The following is an 18074-nucleotide window of genomic DNA, read 5'->3' on the forward strand; positions in this document are numbered from 1 at the left end:
TTTGCCAAAGTTTTAACTTAAAACGACATGGATCTACACGACACGATAACGATTGAAGAGCTGGATAAGCCTTATTTTGTATGGTTTGAAGACAACTGGCGGCATGATGATATCCTTCATACCCATAAAAAAGGTCAGCTGGTGTATGTAGAAAGCGGATTTCAGTACATCACCGTGGACGGGAAGATCTATCTGCTTCCACAAAACCATGCAGCATGGATTCCTCCCGGATTCATGCATAAAACCAATTCACATTCTGAGAAAATTAAGCTGATGATTATGTTTGCAGATACAAATCCAAATATTTCTTTTCATCACGAAATCAATGTGTTCTCGGTGCCTCCCGTTTTGAAAGAAATGATAAAATATGCAGAAAGATGGTCAAAAAACACCTCAAAAGATCAGGATGAAATGCTGTTTCTACAAGCACTTTTCAATGAACTGCCGCGTTTTGTAGAGCATTCGCTGAAGCTTCATATCAGTCTTCCTAAAGATAAACGTTTGTCTGAGCCTATGGAATACCTTCACAAACACTATCAGGAAGATATCAGGATAGAAGATTTAAGCGATATTGTTCTTCTATCATTACGAACGTTAGAACGGATCTTTAAAAAAGAAACCGGAATGACCTTAAGCAAATACCAGCAGATATTGAGGATTATCAAAAGTCTCGAGTTGCTGAGTTCCGGTGATCTTACAATTTCGGAAACGGCATACAAAGTAGGGTACAGAAGTGTGCAGGCTTTTACGAGAAGTTTCCAGTCTGTCATGCAGACTAAGCCGACAGATTTTGTGAAAACAACCCAGTAAAAATTAGCGGAATTTTAATAAAACCCTCAAGGTAGTCTATAGATCAACCTGTTATGGCTTTAAGTGTTCTGGAATTCAAATAAGCATTCGCACTCATTTTATTTTCAGCTTTGCTTTGTCATTGCACCAAAGCGGACCTTAAACGAGGTTGATTTTAAATTCTGGCATGGTAACCCGTATCCTGCAACTGTATTTTCACATACCCATGAAATAAACATTTACGTCTGCACATAATGAAAAAGGTCCCCTGAATCAGGAGACCTTAAAAAAACACAAATGATGAAAAAAAATTATTTCGAAGCACAAATATAAGCAAAATTTCTATTATCAAAATCATTATATAGGCATAAAAATTAAAAAATTATGAATTCTATTTGAAAATAAGTACCGCTATCAATGTCCCTTTTCTTTCTGTTTTTTGCAATCCTTTTCAACAGCATAGAGGATAAGACCAGAAACAATCCAGCCTATAATATACTTATCCGCTAAATGCCATTGACATCATAGATTAGATAGATCACAAGCAGTGCCGGAATAAAAAATAACTTGTCTAAAAATGCTGATTATGGTGCCAATTAATTATGATTTATCGATGAAAACCCAATCACAGTAGATGGCCGTTAGTGAAGCAGCTGATGCAATAGGTTGTAAAAATTCACGCCATTTTTCTAGTATGGAAAAGTTTCCAGTTAGTTAAAAAAAAGACTGATCAATAGAATATTTTACCGTTTTGTATCCTCACTGTTTTTTCCCTCTCCATTTTTTTGACTACCCTGATCACCGTTTCTACACATAAACCGGTAAGGGAGGCCAGCTGCTGCCGCGTAAACGGAAACTGGTAGGAGTATTTACTGGTGTATTGGTTATAAGATTTCAGACTTTCCATCACCCGTTTTACTTTAGTACCGGGATCAGACGCTGAAATATTATTCATCATTACATGCCTGTAATACATTCTTTCTGCCGTATAGCTGTAGAGTTTTGACATCAGATGGGGGGAGCTGCCGATAAGCGACAGAAATTTACTCTTCTCCAGCCTGATGATCTCACAGCCAGTCATAGCCACGGCATTCACAGGGTAGGCTTTATCAATAAACAAAGCACTCTCCACAAGGCAATGCCCGTCAAAAGGAACACTGTGAATGATTTCCCGTCCATCTTCATGGTAATTATTGATCTTGACGGTTCCGGTTTTGATCTGAAAATAATATTTGGGCATATCACCTTCTTTAAAAACAGCATCATTGATGGCGTACTTCATCAGTTCGGCTCCTGAGGAAAGTAAAAGTTCTTCATCGATTATCATAGTAATATCAGGCATGCAGAATCTGGAATTGAATTTAAAAAAAACAATATCACTTTTCGGTTTGTAATTTTATCATTCAAAAATAAATATTAGTTCATTAAAAGTCAATATAATATTTAAAATTTAACATATCGACAACGAAATTGTCGCAACATGACTCCAGTCATAAAATCCATTATCCTTTTTTTTTACTTTTGATTATAAGCATTAAACACTTCCATATATCTCAACACATTACATTTTAACATCAGGCCTCTCCATGGAGAGGTTTTTTACTTCTGGAATTAAAACACAGTTTTTTAAAAAAAATAGGAAGATTTTTGTTGCGTGCTGTTTGAGAAAATATTGGTCTTTAGAAGTAAGCAGATAAAAATTTCAGGTTGTGATTCTGCTCATCAATAAATCCTAATCGTTTTCATACCTTAGTCCAAATTCAAGATAATGAAACCAAAGCAGATCAAAGGAGTGCCGGAACAACATTCCGGTGGATTTCACGATACAGAAAGTCAAAAACAGTTTGACCCCGCACTTATTGCGTTAAAATTTGAACTCTTGAAAAACCGGTTTTTCAATGTTAAGCAATGGGAAAGTTATTGTGGGAAAGGATTTGCAGCATTTAAGCTTTATGATTCGGCAGGAAATGAGGTTCAAAGAACTCCTCAGGTAGGGGATTTTATAAGAATAGATATTCCCGGTCCCGGAGAAAAAGAAGCGAAAGGCTATGATTGGGTAGAAATTACAGATATGTGCTTTGAGGAGGACAATAGCTCAGAAAATATTGTCATGACCTGCAGCCCTTCAAAAGACCCTAAAAACCCGAAAAAAGACCACATTGCTCATTTTTATAGCAGTAAATCAACATCTACGTTTGTCATTTCCAGAACACCCACTCATGTCAAAGCAGCAGTTTACGGAAGGAACGAAAGTCCCAACTTCAACGCTGGATTTGCAGACATTGTCAGAAACCTTATGGTAGCCGCGGGTGGAATCATGGGCGTTTCCAAGATCCAGTGGAAAAGACTATCAGATGGCTTTCTGGATTTTGAATAAAGACGAATCATGACCTTTCTTTTTTTATATTTTTCCATAAATCTCCTATCATTACTGCATTAAAACCAGATAAAATAAGAAGTTGTAAAGAAATTTCCGTAAAAATACTTTAGAGGGGATGGTTTAGAGTCTGGAGAATGCTGAAATAAGGTTGCTGATCTCTAATTGTTTACAGAATATTTCCTTTTTTTGAATGAGTACTATGGATGGAAAAGACTTCTGACACAGAGAAAATTTCTCATAAAATTAATATAAAGATTCATTTTTAGGAAAAATTTAAGCCTTATATTTGCACCGCAATGTTAAAATGGCTTTCCATAGTATGTTCGATGATGTATGTGCTTGCTACCACCAATACGGCGGAAGTGCTAAAAGTGCCGTTATTTGTGGAACATCTTATGGAATATGAAGGAAACTTCGCCGAGTTTGTGATGGAGCACTATGACAACCATAAAGAAGACTCAGATTGGGCCACAGACCAAAAACTCCCGTTTATCAATCCGCCCATTGTGCTGATGGTAAATGCCCAGCTTCCTGAAATCAATTTTCATATAGAAAAGCCTGAAGAAATCAGGATACCTCAGAAAAACAGTACTTATCAGGAAAAAAACTTTCCAAGTCTTTATCTTTCGCGTATTTTCCAGCCCCCTCGATTCTCATAATTGATTTTAAATTGAAAATTAATGCTTTAGGATTTTTCCTTGAAGCAGTCAATTTCTTGTTACTTATCAATTAATAATTTTTCCATGTTAAATAAAATTATTGAGTTTTCTGTAAAGAATAAACTCATCATTGCCCTTTTTACACTGGGGCTCATCCTTCTTGGCATCTATGAAACAACCAAACTACCTATCGATGCCCAGCCGGATATTACTAATAATCAGGTTCAGATCATTACTACAGCGCCTTCCTATGGAGCCGCAGACATCGAACGTCTTGTTACTTTTCCGATAGAACAGGCCACAAGCAACATCAGCGGAATCACTGAACTCCGGAGTTTTTCACGTTTTGGATTGTCACTGGTAACCGTTGTTTTTGACGATAAAACAGATGTGTACTGGGCTCGGCAGCAGGTTCAGGAACGTCTCCAGCTCGTTCAGGAGAACATTCCCGAAGGAATCGGAACACCGGAACTGGGACCGATTTCCTCAGGACTCGGAGAGATCTTTCAATACGTTGTAAGAGCTAAAAAAGGCTACGAAAATGTCTATGATGAAACCGAACTCAGAACCATCCAGGACTGGGTGATCAGGCGCCAGCTTTTGGGCACAAAAGGTGTAGCAGACGTCAGCAGCTTCGGAGGTAAGCTGAAACAATACGAAATAGCCATTAATCCCAATAAATTACAGGCTTTTAACATCAATATCAACGATGTTTTTGCCGCACTGGAAAAGAACAACCAGAATACCGGCGGTGCTTATATTGAAAAAAAAGAAACCGTTCTTTTTATCCGTAGTGAAGGCCTTTTAGGAAGTGCCGAAGACATCGGGAATATTCAGGTGGCGGATACCAGAGACGGAATTCCTGTTCTTATCAAAGATGTTGCCTCTGTAAAAATAGGCTTTGCTACGCGATACGGAGCCATGACCTATAATGACACCGGAGAAGTATCAGGCGCTATTGTTTTGATGCTAAAAGGTGAAAATGCCAATGAGGTCATCGGCAATATTAAGCAAAGGCTTGAAAAGATCCAGGAATCCTTACCCGAAGGTGTTGTGGTAGAACCTTTCCTGGATCGTGCTAAGATGGTTAATAATACGATCAGTACAGTGAAAACCAATCTTATGGAAGGCGCTCTTATTGTTGTTTTTATTCTTGTTTTATTTCTCGGAAATTTCAGGGCAGGATTATTAGTAGCCTCTGTTATTCCTTTAGCCATGCTTTTTGCCATCATTATGATGAACATTTTTGGAGTGGGTGGAAATTTAATGAGTTTAGGAGCGCTGGATTTCGGATTGATTGTAGACGGAGCCGTCATTATCGTGGAAGCTGTTCTCCATCAGCTGGCGCATAAAAAACATTTCGGAAAAGATAATATGCTCACCAAAAAAGAAATGGACGAGCAGGTTTCCGGTTCAGCATCCAAAATGGTGAACAGTGCCGTGTTCGGACAGATCATTATCCTCATTGTTTACCTTCCTATTTTTACACTGCAGGGCATTGAAGGGAAAATGTTTAAACCTATGGCGCAAACCGTTGCTTTTGCTTTGGTGGGAGCGTTTTTACTTTCATTGACTTATATTCCCATGATGAGCTCGCTTGTTTTAAGCAGGAAGAAAAAAGAAAAAGACAATATTTCAGACAGGGTGATGGCTAAAGTGGAAAGTGGTCATCAGAAACTCCTGATGAAAGCTCTTAAATTCAGAAAAACAATCCTTCTTATCGTGATGATTCTTTTTGCAGGAGCGGTGGTTATTCTTTCAAGAATGGGGGGAGAGTTTATTCCATCTCTGGAAGAAGGTGATTTCGCCGTTGAAATGCGGATCCTGCAGGGAAGCAATATCAACGAGACCAAAAAGGTAACCAGCCAGGCTGCCGGAATTCTTCTGAAACAGTTTCCGGAAGTAGAAAAAGTGGTGACGAAGATCGGAAGTGCAGAAATTCCAACAGAGCCTATGCCAATGGATGCCGGAGATATGATCATTGTTTTAAAACCTAAAAAGGAGTGGACCTCCGCTACCTCATTCCCGGAACTTTCAGCGAAAATGAGCGAATCCCTTAAGGCAATTCCGGGATTGACCACCGGATTCCAGTTTCCTGTACAAATGCGTTTTAATGAACTGATGACAGGAGCCAGACAGGATGTCGTCTGTAAAATTTACGGTGAAGATCTGGACAGCCTTGCTTTATATGCGAAAAAACTCGGCGGGATCATCAATACGGTGAAAGGAGCTCAGGATTTATATCTGGAACCAGTTGTAGGAGCTCCTCAGGTTGTTATCGATTATAACCGTGCAGAACTTTCACGCCATCGTATTTCCGTTGCAGAAATCAACAGGGTGATCAATATGGCTTTTGCAGGACAGACTGCAGGCGCCCTGTATGAAGGTGAGAGGAAGTTTGATATTGTGGTCCGTATGGATAACGAACATAAAAAAGATATGACCAGTATCCAAAACCTGCTAGTTCCTACAGCTTCAGGAGAACAAATCCCATTATCTCAATTAGCCAAAGTAGAATTGAAAGACAGCCCGAATCAGATTCAAAGGGAAGATACCAAAAGAAGAATTGTGGTGGGATTCAACGTACGGGGAAGGGATGTGCAGAGTATTGTGGAAGAGCTTCAGAAGAAAGCAGATAAAGAACTGAAACTCTCTTCCGGTTATACCATTTCTTATGGCGGTGCTTTTGAAAACTTAAACGAAGCCAAAGCCAGACTGGGAATTGCCGTTCCGATTTCATTGGTGATGATTTTCTTATTGTTGTTTTTTGCTTTCGGTTCTATAAAACACAGTCTGATTATTTATACAGCGATTCCTTTATCAGCCATTGGAGGTGTGTATTTTATGGCTTTAAGAGGAATGCCTTTCAGCATCAGTGCAGGGGTTGGATTTATTGCTCTTTTCGGAGTTGCGGTCCTTAATGGAATTGTTTTGATATCCGAGTTTAACCGATTAAAAAAGAACGGAATAACCAATACCAGCAGAATTGTACTGATGGGAACCAGAATCAGACTTCGCCCTGTTCTAATGACGGCTTTTGTGGCCTCTTTAGGTTTCCTTCCTATGGCACTGAGCAGCGGTGCAGGAGCGGAGGTGCAACGGCCTTTGGCGACTGTCGTGATCGGAGGATTGATGCTGGCAACATTGCTTACCCTGTTTGTCCTTCCTATTCTCTATGTCTTATTTGAACGTATTAATAAAAAGAAAATGAAATTCTCTAAAAGAAACAAGTATAAAAAGCTGTCTGTGTTTGCATTATTGCTTTCAGTGGGAGGAATCAGCGCACAGGAAAACATTACCTATGAACAAGCTTTGGAAAAGGCGTATCAGCAAAACGGAACACTTAAAAATTCAAAGCTGATCTCAGATTATCAGGAAAAACTTAAAGGAAGCTATCTGGATATTCCACAACTGGAAGTAGCAGGTGCCATCGGACAGATTCAGGGACAGGAAACCGACAATTCGTTTTCCGTATCGCAAAGATTCAGTTTTCCAACGATGTATTCAAAAAGAAGACAGATGCTGGATGCTTCATGGGCGGCAAGCGTGATCAATCAAAATCTAACAAAAGCTCAGCTTAGAAAGGAAGTTTCAGATGTTTTCTACAGGATATTAACCCTTCAGGAAAAGAAAAAAGTGCTGGAATACATCAGCCGCCTGTACCAGAATTTTGCAGACAAAGCCAGTTTAAGATTAAAGAAAGGGGAAGCCAATATCTTAGAGGAATCTACCGGATCTATCCAAAAAGAGCAGGCAGATCTACAGCTTAATACTCTTGAAAATGATCTGAACATCGCCAAATTGCAGCTTCAGTTACTGCTTCAGTCTGAAAAGCCGTACCAGCCTTTGGCTGATCAGCCGCTCATGAATATCAACCTTCAGTTCTCAGAAGAAATGATCAATCAGCATCCTGAACTTCAATATCTGCAGCAGCAGATCAAAATAAATGAGGCTGAAGTACAGCTTGAAAAAAGTAAACTTCTTCCTGAACTTCTTTTGGGCTATACGAATCAAAGCATGAAGAACATTAATAATAACCGTTTTAATTCCGTTCAGGTCGGTGTAGGAATTCCATTGTTTACCAAAGGCCAGCGGGCATTGGCTAAAGCTGCACAGGCTAAAATGGCCGTTTCCGAAAACGAATATCAACGCAAAGAAATTGAGCTTAAAAACAGAATAGCACAGCAGCTAAGTAATTACATGAATCAAAAAAAGATCATTGAAAATTATGAGCAGAAGCAGCTTCCTAAGTCAGAAACCATCTTAGCCGCTGCACAAAAACAGATGGACGCCGGAGAAATCGATTATATGACCTGGGTTTTATTGGTCAATCAGGCTGTAAAAACAAAAGCCGATTACATCGATCATCTTGAAAAGCTCAATCAGATTGCAGCAGAATTCAATTATTTAATTTCAAAATAACAGCGGAATGTCATTCAAAAAAATATCTATATACAGCCTCAGTTTAGCCATTGTTTTTTCTTCATGTTCAGGAAAAAAAGAAGAGGAAAAAACAGTGTACGAGAACAAAAAATTCGCAAAAAATAAAGAAAATACCGTTCAGCTTTCAGAAAAGCAACTGCAAACCGTAGGAGTAACCACGACCGTTATTCAAAACAGAACGATGGAAAAGCTGGTAAGACTGAACGGAAAGGCAGAGATTGCACCGTCGCATATAAGCTCTGTTTCCAGTATTATGGGCGGACATATCAAGTCCATCAATGTCATTAGCGGAAGCCATTTCAAAAAAGGGCAGGTTCTTGCTGTGGTGGAAGATCCGCAGTTTATACAGCTCCAGCAGGATTATCTGGTGACAAAGGCCCAACTCGAATCTGCCAGACTGAATCTTAACCGTCAGAAAGACCTTAATATCAGCAAAGCAAGCAGTGATAAGACTCTGCAGACTGCCCAAGCCGATTATTCAACGCTGAATGCGACTTTAAAAGGTTTGGAGGAGAAACTGAGAATCATAGGAATCAGTGCAAAAGGACTGAGCTCAGGAAACATCAGAAGCAGGATCAATATTAATGCGCCATTTAGTGGATTTGTAAGTAATATTATGGTTAACAATGGGCAGTATATCAATCCCTCAGATACGGTATTTGAACTGATCGACCCTGCCGGATTATTGCTTGAACTGAAAGTTTTTGAAAACGATATTAATGATATCAAAACAGGACAGGATATTATGGTGTACAGTAATGAAAATCCTGATCTTAAATTGAATGCAAAAATCATCAGTGTGGTTCCCAGCATTGAAAACGGAGGTGCGGCTATGGCGTTGGCCAAGCTGTCTTCACCAAATCCTGAATTTGTAAAAGGAATGTACATCAATGCAGAAGTAAGCATCAGCGGAAGAAATACATTGGGGCTTCCGAATGAATCCGTGGTTTCTTTTGAAAACAAAAATTACGTTTTCGAAGATCTTGGAAAAGCCAGTTATAAAATGATTCCTGTCCATGTGGGAATTTCAGATGATCAGTTTACGGAAATCCTTAAAGCCGAGTTTCTTAAGGATAAAAAAATCGTACAAAAAGGAGCATACAGCCTGCTGATGATGCTTAAAAATAAGGCGGAATAAGGAGCCCATCCCGGATAATAATCTGCGCTATCTTTTTAATCTTTGGAACTTAAAATCAATTCAGGATTGTTTCCTGAAAAACGTCCGCAGATTAAACAGGTAGCGCATTTTGTATAAAAGCATTCATTCTTTCGGATAAGAATCATAAAAGAATGATATTTAACATATTTCCGATATTATAAGTGTTATTTTATGCATAGCTAATATTAAAATGATAAATTTAGGTAATTAAAGTCCCGGACTCAATGGCTCGTTTCACTAGCAATAGAGTACACCGGGAAGTTAATTCATTCTTAACGAAAGAATTTTTATCAAAATAAAATGACACATAAACCGTTACACAATTTCCATATTCCGGTGATGGGTCTGGCTTATACTATAGACAGTCCGATCCGCGTTGCCCAATATGGAATCTCTTCCGTTATTTCCATTATTGATGATGAGATCCTGGAAAAAATGAAAGGCTTTTATAACAAGAAATTCAATCTTGATTATTTTGGAATCTCAACAAAAACAGAAGATTACAGGGCGAAAAGAATTACGGCTTACCTGGATATGGTGGATGATATCGTGAATGAAAAATTTGAATCTTTCAAACAGGAAATCACCAAAAACAAGGAGGCGCTCAAGAACTTTATCGCCATTCTGCCCAATACTTCAGATCTGAAAGCAGGGCTTCAAAATCTTGTCATTCAAAAAGAGAATCTGGGCGCTGGCATTAAAAACTTTATTGAATCTAATTTAAAGCCGGGAAGTATTGATGTCAACATCATGACGAAAGTTGACAAAGACAATTATAAAAAAGGCGAACAGCTTCCTGTCATGTTCAATGATGCTCACGCTTCACTTCGTGGTTTTGCACAAAGTAAATTATCTTCTTCAATGGTACTTTCTGCCGGGATGAATCCTCGTTTGTACAGCTACATTGAAGAGTTTGATGATTTTTTTCCCGATCAGAACGGTATTCTGAAAAAGAAAATTATTCTTAAGGTAAGTGATTTCCGCTCAGCAATGATTCAGGGAAATTTTCTTGCCAAAAAAGGACTATGGATCTCAGAATACAGAATTGAATCCGGACTGAACTGCGGAGGCCATGCATTTGCTACGGAAGGCATGCTGCTGGGACCTATCATGGAAGAATTCAAGCAGAAAAAAAATGACCTGATCCAGTCTGCACATTCCTTAATGATTGCGGCACTGGAACAAAAAGGGAAACATGGTGTTTCTGAGCCTCTGGAAATGAAAATCACCGTTCAGGGCGGGGTAGGAACTTCGGAAGAGCATGAATTCCTGCTCGAAAACTATCATGTGGACAGTGTTGGTTGGGGATCTCCGTTTTTATTGGTTCCTGAAGCGACTTCTGTAGATACGGAAACAAGAAACCTGCTTTTAAAATCAGGAGAAAAAGATTTCTACCTGAGCAATATTTCGCCTTTGGGAGTTCCTTTCAACACTGTTAGAGGGACATCCAATGAAGTATTGAAAGAGCATAAAGAAGCCGCCGGGAAATATGGAAGTTCTTGTCCGAAAAAACTGCTGGCATTGAGTAAAGAGTTTTCACCGCAGGGAACCTGTACCGCATCGAAGAAGTACCAGGACATTAAATTAAAAGAACTTAAAGCTGATCAGGAATTAACGCCTGAAGAATTTAGCAGAAGAAAAACAGAAATTACAGACAAAGCCTGTCTGTGTGTAGGATTGGTGAACGCTGCCTACATGGAGCAGAATCTGGAAATAAAAGGCGAAAAACAAGGCGTAGTGATATGTCCGGGACCTAATCTTGCGTTCTTTGATAAAGAAGTTTCGCTTTCGGAGATGGTAAAACATATTTATGGAAATGCCAATATCCTTCCTGATAATCAGCGTCCGAACATGTTCATCAATGAACTGAAAATGTATGTGGACTATCTTAAAAAAGAAATTGCCGGTTCATCAGCACAAATCACCCATTCCCAAACCAAAAAGTGGAATGCCTTCAAAAAAAATATGCTGGAAGGGATTGAATATTATCACAACCTGTTTAACACATCAGCTTTCTTTAAAAGCGGATTGAAAACCATTGACCTGCAATTGCAGGAATACCAACTGATGCTGACAGCCATTGAGATTCCTCAGGTTGAAAAGTAACAGTATTTTTTTAAATTGATAGAGTAAACAGCTTCCATTCTGGAGGCTGTTTTTTATTTGATTTTTGATCATGATCTACTAGCCTGATTCTTCGAATAAGCATCAAAAACCGAGGCAGAATAAGCTTTTTCATTTATAATAACTATAGGCGGTATGTTTATTTTGAATCTGGAATCCTCTCATCTATTCCTTACCTTAGATCCTTCTTAATATTTTTAATGACAATTCTATTTTTATGGAAAAAAGAAAGATAAAAAACACCGATCTCTCGGTGGCACCAATTAATTTTGGAGGGAATGTTTTTGGATGGACGCTTGATGAAAAGCAGTCTTTTGATATATTGGACAGGTTTACCGATGCAGGATTCAATTTTATAGATACGGCAGACACTTACTCATGGTGGGTGAACGGAAAAGGAGGACAGTCTGAGGAGATCATTGGAAAATGGATGAAAAGCCGCTCCAAACGTCAGGACATTGTGCTCGCTACCAAAGTGGGATCCGAAACGAAAGAACATGGGTTCGATATCAGTAAAAAGCATATTCTAAAGTCTGTGGATGAATCTTTACAAAGATTGCAGACCGATCATATTGATCTTTACTATACCCATTTTGATGATCATACAACGCCAGTGGAAGAAACACTTTCTGCCTACGATGAGATCATAAAAGCCGGAAAAGTACGATATATTGCCGCTTCCAATCTTTCTCCGGAGCGTCTGAAAGCCTCCTTTGAAGCATCGGAAAAAAACAATCTTCCCAAATATGTAGCATTGCAGCCTCATTACAATTTAATGGAAAGAGAAAGTTTTGAAAAAAAATATGCTCCGCTAGTCGAGCAGTTTGATCTCAGTGTATTTTCTTACTGGTCATTAGCAGCGGGATTTCTTACCGGAAAATACCGTACAGAAGAAGATCTGGGCAAAAGCCAGAGAGGTGAAGGGGTGAGAAAATACCTTAACGAGAAAGGGCTTGAAGTTTTAAAAGCGCTTGATCAGGTGAGTGAAAAACACCAAACAACACAGGGAACAACTGCTTTGGCCTGGCTTCTGGCTAATCCGTTGATTACAGCACCTATTGTAAGTGCTACAAGTGCGTCTCAGCTGGATACTTTATTCAAAGCTCCACAACTTATTTTAGATCAGGAGGATATTGAATTGCTCAATCAGGCAAGTAAATAATTTCACGAATAAGACATTCATTTTAAATTAATTATAAAGATCCGTTCGGTTATACTGAACGGATCTTTTAGTTTAAAAAAAGTATCCTGACAAAAGTTGAATTGTTTATGAATATCCTGCTAATAGACGATTAACACTGGAAAAACTCATCATTTTTATTTCTCATTAATTGGATTTATTATTATATTTGCGCCCTTTAAATACTAAAAACTATGAAAAAAAAATTGCTACCGCTTATCTTGCTGGGAAGTATGCTGTCTTTATTTACTCTGCAGGGGTGTGTTCATGATGCTCTGGAAGGAGAAACTGAAACGGTACAACTTCAGCAAAATCCGCTTTCTTACATCAGAAAAGAATATGTAAAGGATATGGATATTATTTCGGGAAAGCAGATCGAATGGGAAAATGCCAGAACTTTTAAGCACGACAACAATGTCATCCTTATTTCCGTTCCGGTAAAAAATGAAAGTGAAAAACTGATTGAAGAATTAACATTCAGAATAGACGGAGACAAGATTTCCGGACATCTATGGAAATTTGAAGCGGTTGAAAATTTTTCTTCTGAAGACCACAGACTGGGCGCTCACGAGATCATGAAAAAAATGACCGGAAATGTCACCTATATCGCAATGGAAGGCTCTATGAGATACCAGATCAAAGTAGTTGACGGAAAAATTATTTCAGACATTTCATCCAAATTTTCCGGAGACGGGGATATGGATTCTTGCGGAAAAAAATGCCACGGTTCTATTGAGGAAGTCGTGATCACAATACCTAATCCGCCTACCAACCCACAACCTCCTACAGGGCCACCAATTCCTTCTATCGTTGTCATTCCGCCAACCACTAACCCGAATGATCCTTGTGTAAAAGCTCAGGCGGGTTCACAAAAAGCGACAGATAATTCCAAGACACAGAAATTCAGTGACGCTAAACAGGGAATACTTAACAATTTCAACCAGAACGGAAAAGAAAATGGAGTAGGCATGGGAAGAGATACGCCAAACGGAGAGCTGAAAGCAACAGGGGTACAGGAGTTGAATGCTAACAGCGGTGATATCAGTAATCCATATGCTTATCCTGAAGCCGATATACATAACCATCCTGGAAATACACCTCCATCTGCCGGAGACGTTTACAGTATGATCAAATATTACAATAGCCATCCAAGTTTTAATACCAGATATATTGTAACGCCTAACGGGACCGTTTATGCTTTGGTCATCACTAATGCGAATTTATTTGAGTCATTTATAACCAATGTCCCTCCAAGTCAGATTCCCGGATTTGCGCCTAATTTCTCCGGAGATATGTTTGCTGACTATGTAGATATTCCAAACAGAGAAACCGGAATGGCCCATGTATTAGATAAATACAATTCAGGAATTGCATTAACGAAAATGGATAGCAATGGTAATTTCAAGAAAATCAATGCTAAACCAAACAGCAACGGAGGATATTCTCAAACTCCCTGTCCTTAATGTTTTAATACTTTATAACTGCAGAACAAAAGCGGCCTTTTGAGGCCGCTTTTCTATATTATAAGTCATTGAATTTTATATTTTATTTTCGCTGATATCGAAGGGTATAAATACGTTTTAACCTTAAAAATTAATCAGAATATTCTTTTAAAAGCTGTCTGTAACTCATCAGAATAGAAGATTTTGAGATAAATCCTACAAAATCATTGTATTCATTGGTTACAGGGAGATTCCATACGCCCGTATCATCAAAAATCTGGAGGATTTCCAAAGGTTGATTTTCACGGTAAATAACGGCTGGTGGGGCTTTCATAATCTGAGCCACAGTTTGCAGACTATCCATTTCTTTATTAAAAAGATAAGGGCGGATATCATCCAGAGTAAGAATTCCTTTTAGTTTTCCGGCTTCATCAACTGCTGCAAAAATATTTTTATTTCCATTTTTCACCAGTTCAAACAATTCTGTCACCGAAGCATTTTCATTGATGGTTTCTGAATATTGGTCTATAAAATCTTCCGTTCTTAAAGCAAAAAGAAGGTTTTTATCATGCTTGTTCGTGAATATTTTTCCCTGGTCAGCCAGAGATTTAAGTTCCGGAGAGATCGGAGAAAACCATTTGGCAATAAGATAGGAAATAATGGACACAATCATCAATGGAATAAAAAGATCATATCCAAAACTGGACTCAGCGATCAGGAATATAGCGGTAAGCGGCGCATAAAGCACACCACTCATTGCTCCTGCCATTCCCACCAGAACAAGATTGGTGACCGGAACGTCTGTAAACCCGATATGCTGGCAAACCAACGCAAACAAATAACCTACGGTACCGCCAGCAAAAAGCGACGGGGCAAAGTTTCCGCCATTACCTCCGCTAAAGATGGTAAAAGATGTTGCAAATGCTTTCAAAAGGCATACCAGCACCAAAAATATAATGATGGTCCAATCGCCAATCTCAAAATACCTGAAAAAGCTGTTTCTGATAATAGAATGGGTACTTCCATTCGTAAATGCTTTCACCGTTTCATATCCTTCCCCGAACAAAGGAGGAAATAGGACACACAACAGCGACAAGACTAAACCTCCGAACATCGCTTTACGCATTCTGGACAATTGAAGTCCTTTGATAAAATGCTCTACCTTTTGGGAAATAACAACAAAATAGCGGGCGTACAATCCGGTGACAATCCCCAGAATAAGGTAATAAGGTACATTTTTATAATTGAAAGGCTCTCTGGTGTAAAACCTGAAAAGGATATCTTCCTGAAGCAAAATTCTGGATAAAAGACTGCCACAGACCGCGGCCACTACCAAAGGAATGAAATCTGTAAAAACCACACCCGTCAAAAGGATTTCAAAAGCAAACATGATCCCGGCAATCGGAGCATTGAATGCTGAAGCAATTCCGGCTGTAGCACCTGCCGCCAACAAAAGCGTCCGTTCTTTATAACTCAGTCTGTAAGTTTGTGCATAATTGGAACCAATTGCAGCTCCCGTAACAGCTATCGGACTTTCGAGACCTGCAGAACCCCCAAGCCCGACTGTCACCGCACTCTGAATGACCTGAGAATACATTTTTACCGAAGCTACAATACTGGAATTCTGGGCAATTTCATACAAGATCGCACCGATTCCTTTTCGATCCTGGCCTTTAAACAAAGTAATCACAATCCCTGTTGTCAGTACAATCCCTAAAAAAGGAAAAACGATATAAAACAAAATCTGATACTCAAAATGAATATGCGTAATAAAATTGTGAATGGTATGGACAAGTGTTTTCAGGATCACTCCGGCAAGCCCGGCAGTACACCCCACAAGGATTCCCGAGAGCACCAGAAACTGATTCCTGCTGAGTCTGTTATTCAGCCAGTGGAGGATCAGCTCGTAGCTGCGTGCTTTTTCCAGTCCGTACTCTTGAAAGTCTCTTTTAAATTTTAGGAAGCTTAGATACTTTTTTTTATTGTGAATTTTCACCTGGGAACCAATTTAAAACCATAATGGTTTCGTAAATTTATGAAATATCTTTATAAAAATTTCGACCCGGGCAGCCATAAAATGATCTAAAAGCCAAATAATAAGCTGTCAGTCAGTGTTTTCAATAGCTTTAAAATATTTCTTATAAATTTTAACGGGGTATATTTTCTAAGATTAAAAAGCACTTTTAATCTTATAACAGGTCTCTGCAAATGATGAACTGAATACAGGTCTGCACGATGTTTGCATCTTATTCATGACCAATACTTAAATAGAATCATATGAATACAGACATTTTAACAGAAAAGCACAGAGTAGGATTAGGTGGGGTAGCCATAGGAACTGCCTTTGAAAATATAAGTGATGAAAAATCTCATCAGATACTTCAGGAAGCCTGGGATATGGGAATCCGATACTTCGATACCTCTCCGTGGTATGGACTTACAAAAAGTGAGCGAAGATTCGGAAGCTTTCTTAAAGAGAAAGACAGAAACGATTTTATATTTTCCACGAAGGTAGGACGGCTTTTTCATGAAGTACCGGAATCACAGGTCCCGCCGACCATGTGGAAAAAACCATTGAATTATGATTTTAAACATGATTATACCGCTGATGCGATCAAGCGGTCTATTGCAGACAGTTTGCAAAGAACCGGGCTCAATCATATTGACATAGTATATATTCATGATCTGTCTGAAGATCAGGTAGGAGACCGTTATCCTTATTTTCTGAAACAGGCCAGGGAAGGAGCATTCAAAGTTCTTTCCGAACTGCGTGATCAGGGAATCATCAAAGCATGGGGCATGGGCGTGAATAAAATTGAACCTATTTTGGACTGTATTGAATCTGCGGATCCGGACCTCTGTCTTTCAGCAACACAATATTCAATCTTAGAACATGAAGATGCGGTTGACAGGCTGCTCCCGGCGGTTAAAAAAGCAGGGGTGAAGCTAGTCTCAGGTGCTGGATATAATTCGGGATATATTGCCGGAAGAGAAAGATACAATTACAAAGATGTTATTCCAAAAGGAATGGCAGAAAAGCGGACCAGAATATCCGAAATAGCCAAGAAATACAATACCAATATTGTACATGCCGCACTGCATTTTGTATTAGCCTCTGATGAATTTGCGTCCATAATTCCCGGAGCCAGTACAACAGAACAGGTAAAAGATAATGTAAACGGACTTAATGCAATCATTCCGGCAGACTTTTGGAATGAACTAAAATCTGAAGGGTTAATCTATAATAAAGCACAGGTTCCCAGCTATTAACAGTTATTTCTCAATCCATTTATTTCATTTTTAAATTGATTCCTATGATCCGCAAAATATCTCTAAAGATTTTACTGATAATTTCTGTAGGTACCGTCCTTTACTCCTGCACCAATAAAAAGGCAGAAGATCTTCAATCGCTTCTGGATAAAAAAGAAGCCCGGACATCTGCCATGCTGATCGGTGAAACAGGATTTGAATCGGTGAAACTGGACGATCTGATTGCTCATGATTATACAAAAGCACTGTCTGTTATTGAAAAAGAAGAAGCAGAATTCAATACAATCATTGAAGACATTCAAAAAGCGAATACTGACGGTATTCCGAAAGGAAAGGAAGTACAACAGGCGGCTATCAGTTATTATATTGCTCTGAAAGATCTTTTTATGTTTTCCAGAAAGGAAATAGAACAGGAGAAAATAATGCGGAACAGCAAAACCGAAAAAGAAATCCGTGCTGCACAGGACCAAATGCTTGAACTGGGAAGAGAAAAGCAAAAATTATATCAGAAAGTTTTCAAAGCAGATGAAAAACTCTTTACCGTAAAAAGGCAGTTTGAATCTGAAAATCAATTGAAATAATATTCTGGTCAGGGTTTAAACTTTGACCAGAATATTTTATTTTCCGG

12 protein-coding genes are annotated in these 18074 nt (G+C 38.9%); 10 read left to right on the forward strand and 2 right to left on the reverse strand.

The window, feature by feature from the left end:
• Positions 1–27 precede the first annotated feature (27 nt).
• Complete coding sequence (locus tag BW964_RS00870; protein ID WP_076503968.1) at positions 28–810, forward strand: helix-turn-helix domain-containing protein; 783 nt, start codon at positions 28–30, stop codon at positions 808–810.
• 709 nt (positions 811–1519) lie between these two features.
• Here BW964_RS00870 and BW964_RS00875 read toward each other — a convergent pair.
• Positions 1520–2131 carry a Crp/Fnr family transcriptional regulator gene (locus BW964_RS00875; RefSeq protein ID WP_084175502.1) on the reverse strand — a complete coding sequence of 204 codons (612 nt, stop codon included), beginning with the start codon at positions 2129–2131 and terminating at the stop codon, positions 1520–1522.
• Between the two features lie 426 nt (positions 2132–2557).
• Between BW964_RS00875 and BW964_RS00880 the strand changes: the two genes are divergently transcribed.
• The 7 genes from BW964_RS00880 (at position 2558) to BW964_RS00910 (ending at position 14197) form a co-directional block, all read left to right on the forward strand.
• Entirely contained in the window at positions 2558–3166 is a 609-nt protein-coding gene (locus BW964_RS00880) for a hypothetical protein (protein WP_076503970.1), read from the forward strand.
• A gap of 299 nt (positions 3167–3465) precedes the next feature.
• Complete coding sequence (locus BW964_RS00885; protein ID WP_076503971.1) at positions 3466–3828, forward strand: hypothetical protein; 363 nt, start codon at positions 3466–3468, stop codon at positions 3826–3828.
• 84 nt (positions 3829–3912) lie between these two features.
• Positions 3913–8250: a CusA/CzcA family heavy metal efflux RND transporter gene (locus BW964_RS00890; RefSeq protein WP_076503973.1), complete on the forward strand. Its 4338-nt coding sequence runs from the start codon at positions 3913–3915 to the stop codon at positions 8248–8250.
• A gap of 7 nt (positions 8251–8257) precedes the next feature.
• The gene (locus BW964_RS00895; protein ID WP_076503979.1) at positions 8258–9409 is read left to right on the forward strand and encodes an efflux RND transporter periplasmic adaptor subunit; all 1152 of its coding nucleotides are present in this window, start codon (positions 8258–8260) and stop codon (positions 9407–9409) included.
• Between the two features lie 321 nt (positions 9410–9730).
• A complete protein-coding gene (locus BW964_RS00900) occupies positions 9731–11536 on the forward strand; it encodes an SHOCT domain-containing protein (protein WP_076503980.1) in 1806 nt (601 codons plus the stop codon).
• A gap of 235 nt (positions 11537–11771) precedes the next feature.
• The gene (locus tag BW964_RS00905) at positions 11772–12716 is read left to right on the forward strand and encodes an aldo/keto reductase (RefSeq protein ID WP_076503982.1); all 945 of its coding nucleotides are present in this window, start codon (positions 11772–11774) and stop codon (positions 12714–12716) included.
• Between the two features lie 212 nt (positions 12717–12928).
• Positions 12929–14197 (forward strand): hypothetical protein, encoded by a 1269-nt coding sequence (locus tag BW964_RS00910; protein ID WP_076503983.1) that lies wholly within the window; start codon positions 12929–12931, stop codon positions 14195–14197.
• A gap of 130 nt (positions 14198–14327) precedes the next feature.
• On the opposite strand, the gene BW964_RS00915 is transcribed toward BW964_RS00910, so the two are convergent.
• A complete protein-coding gene (locus BW964_RS00915; protein WP_076503985.1) occupies positions 14328–16172 on the reverse strand; it encodes a chloride channel protein in 1845 nt (614 codons plus the stop codon).
• A gap of 281 nt (positions 16173–16453) precedes the next feature.
• On the opposite strand from BW964_RS00915, the gene BW964_RS00920 reads away from it, so the two are divergent.
• Positions 16454–17446, forward strand: a complete 993-nt coding sequence (locus tag BW964_RS00920) for an aldo/keto reductase (RefSeq protein WP_076503986.1) — start codon at positions 16454–16456, stop codon at positions 17444–17446.
• 44 nt (positions 17447–17490) lie between these two features.
• The gene (locus BW964_RS00925; RefSeq protein WP_076503988.1) at positions 17491–18027 is read left to right on the forward strand and encodes a hypothetical protein; all 537 of its coding nucleotides are present in this window, start codon (positions 17491–17493) and stop codon (positions 18025–18027) included.
• Positions 18028–18074 lie beyond the last annotated feature (47 nt).

It is taken from the genome of Chryseobacterium shigense (genome assembly GCF_900156575.1).
GTDB lineage: Bacteria > Bacteroidota > Bacteroidia > Flavobacteriales > Weeksellaceae > Chryseobacterium > Chryseobacterium shigense.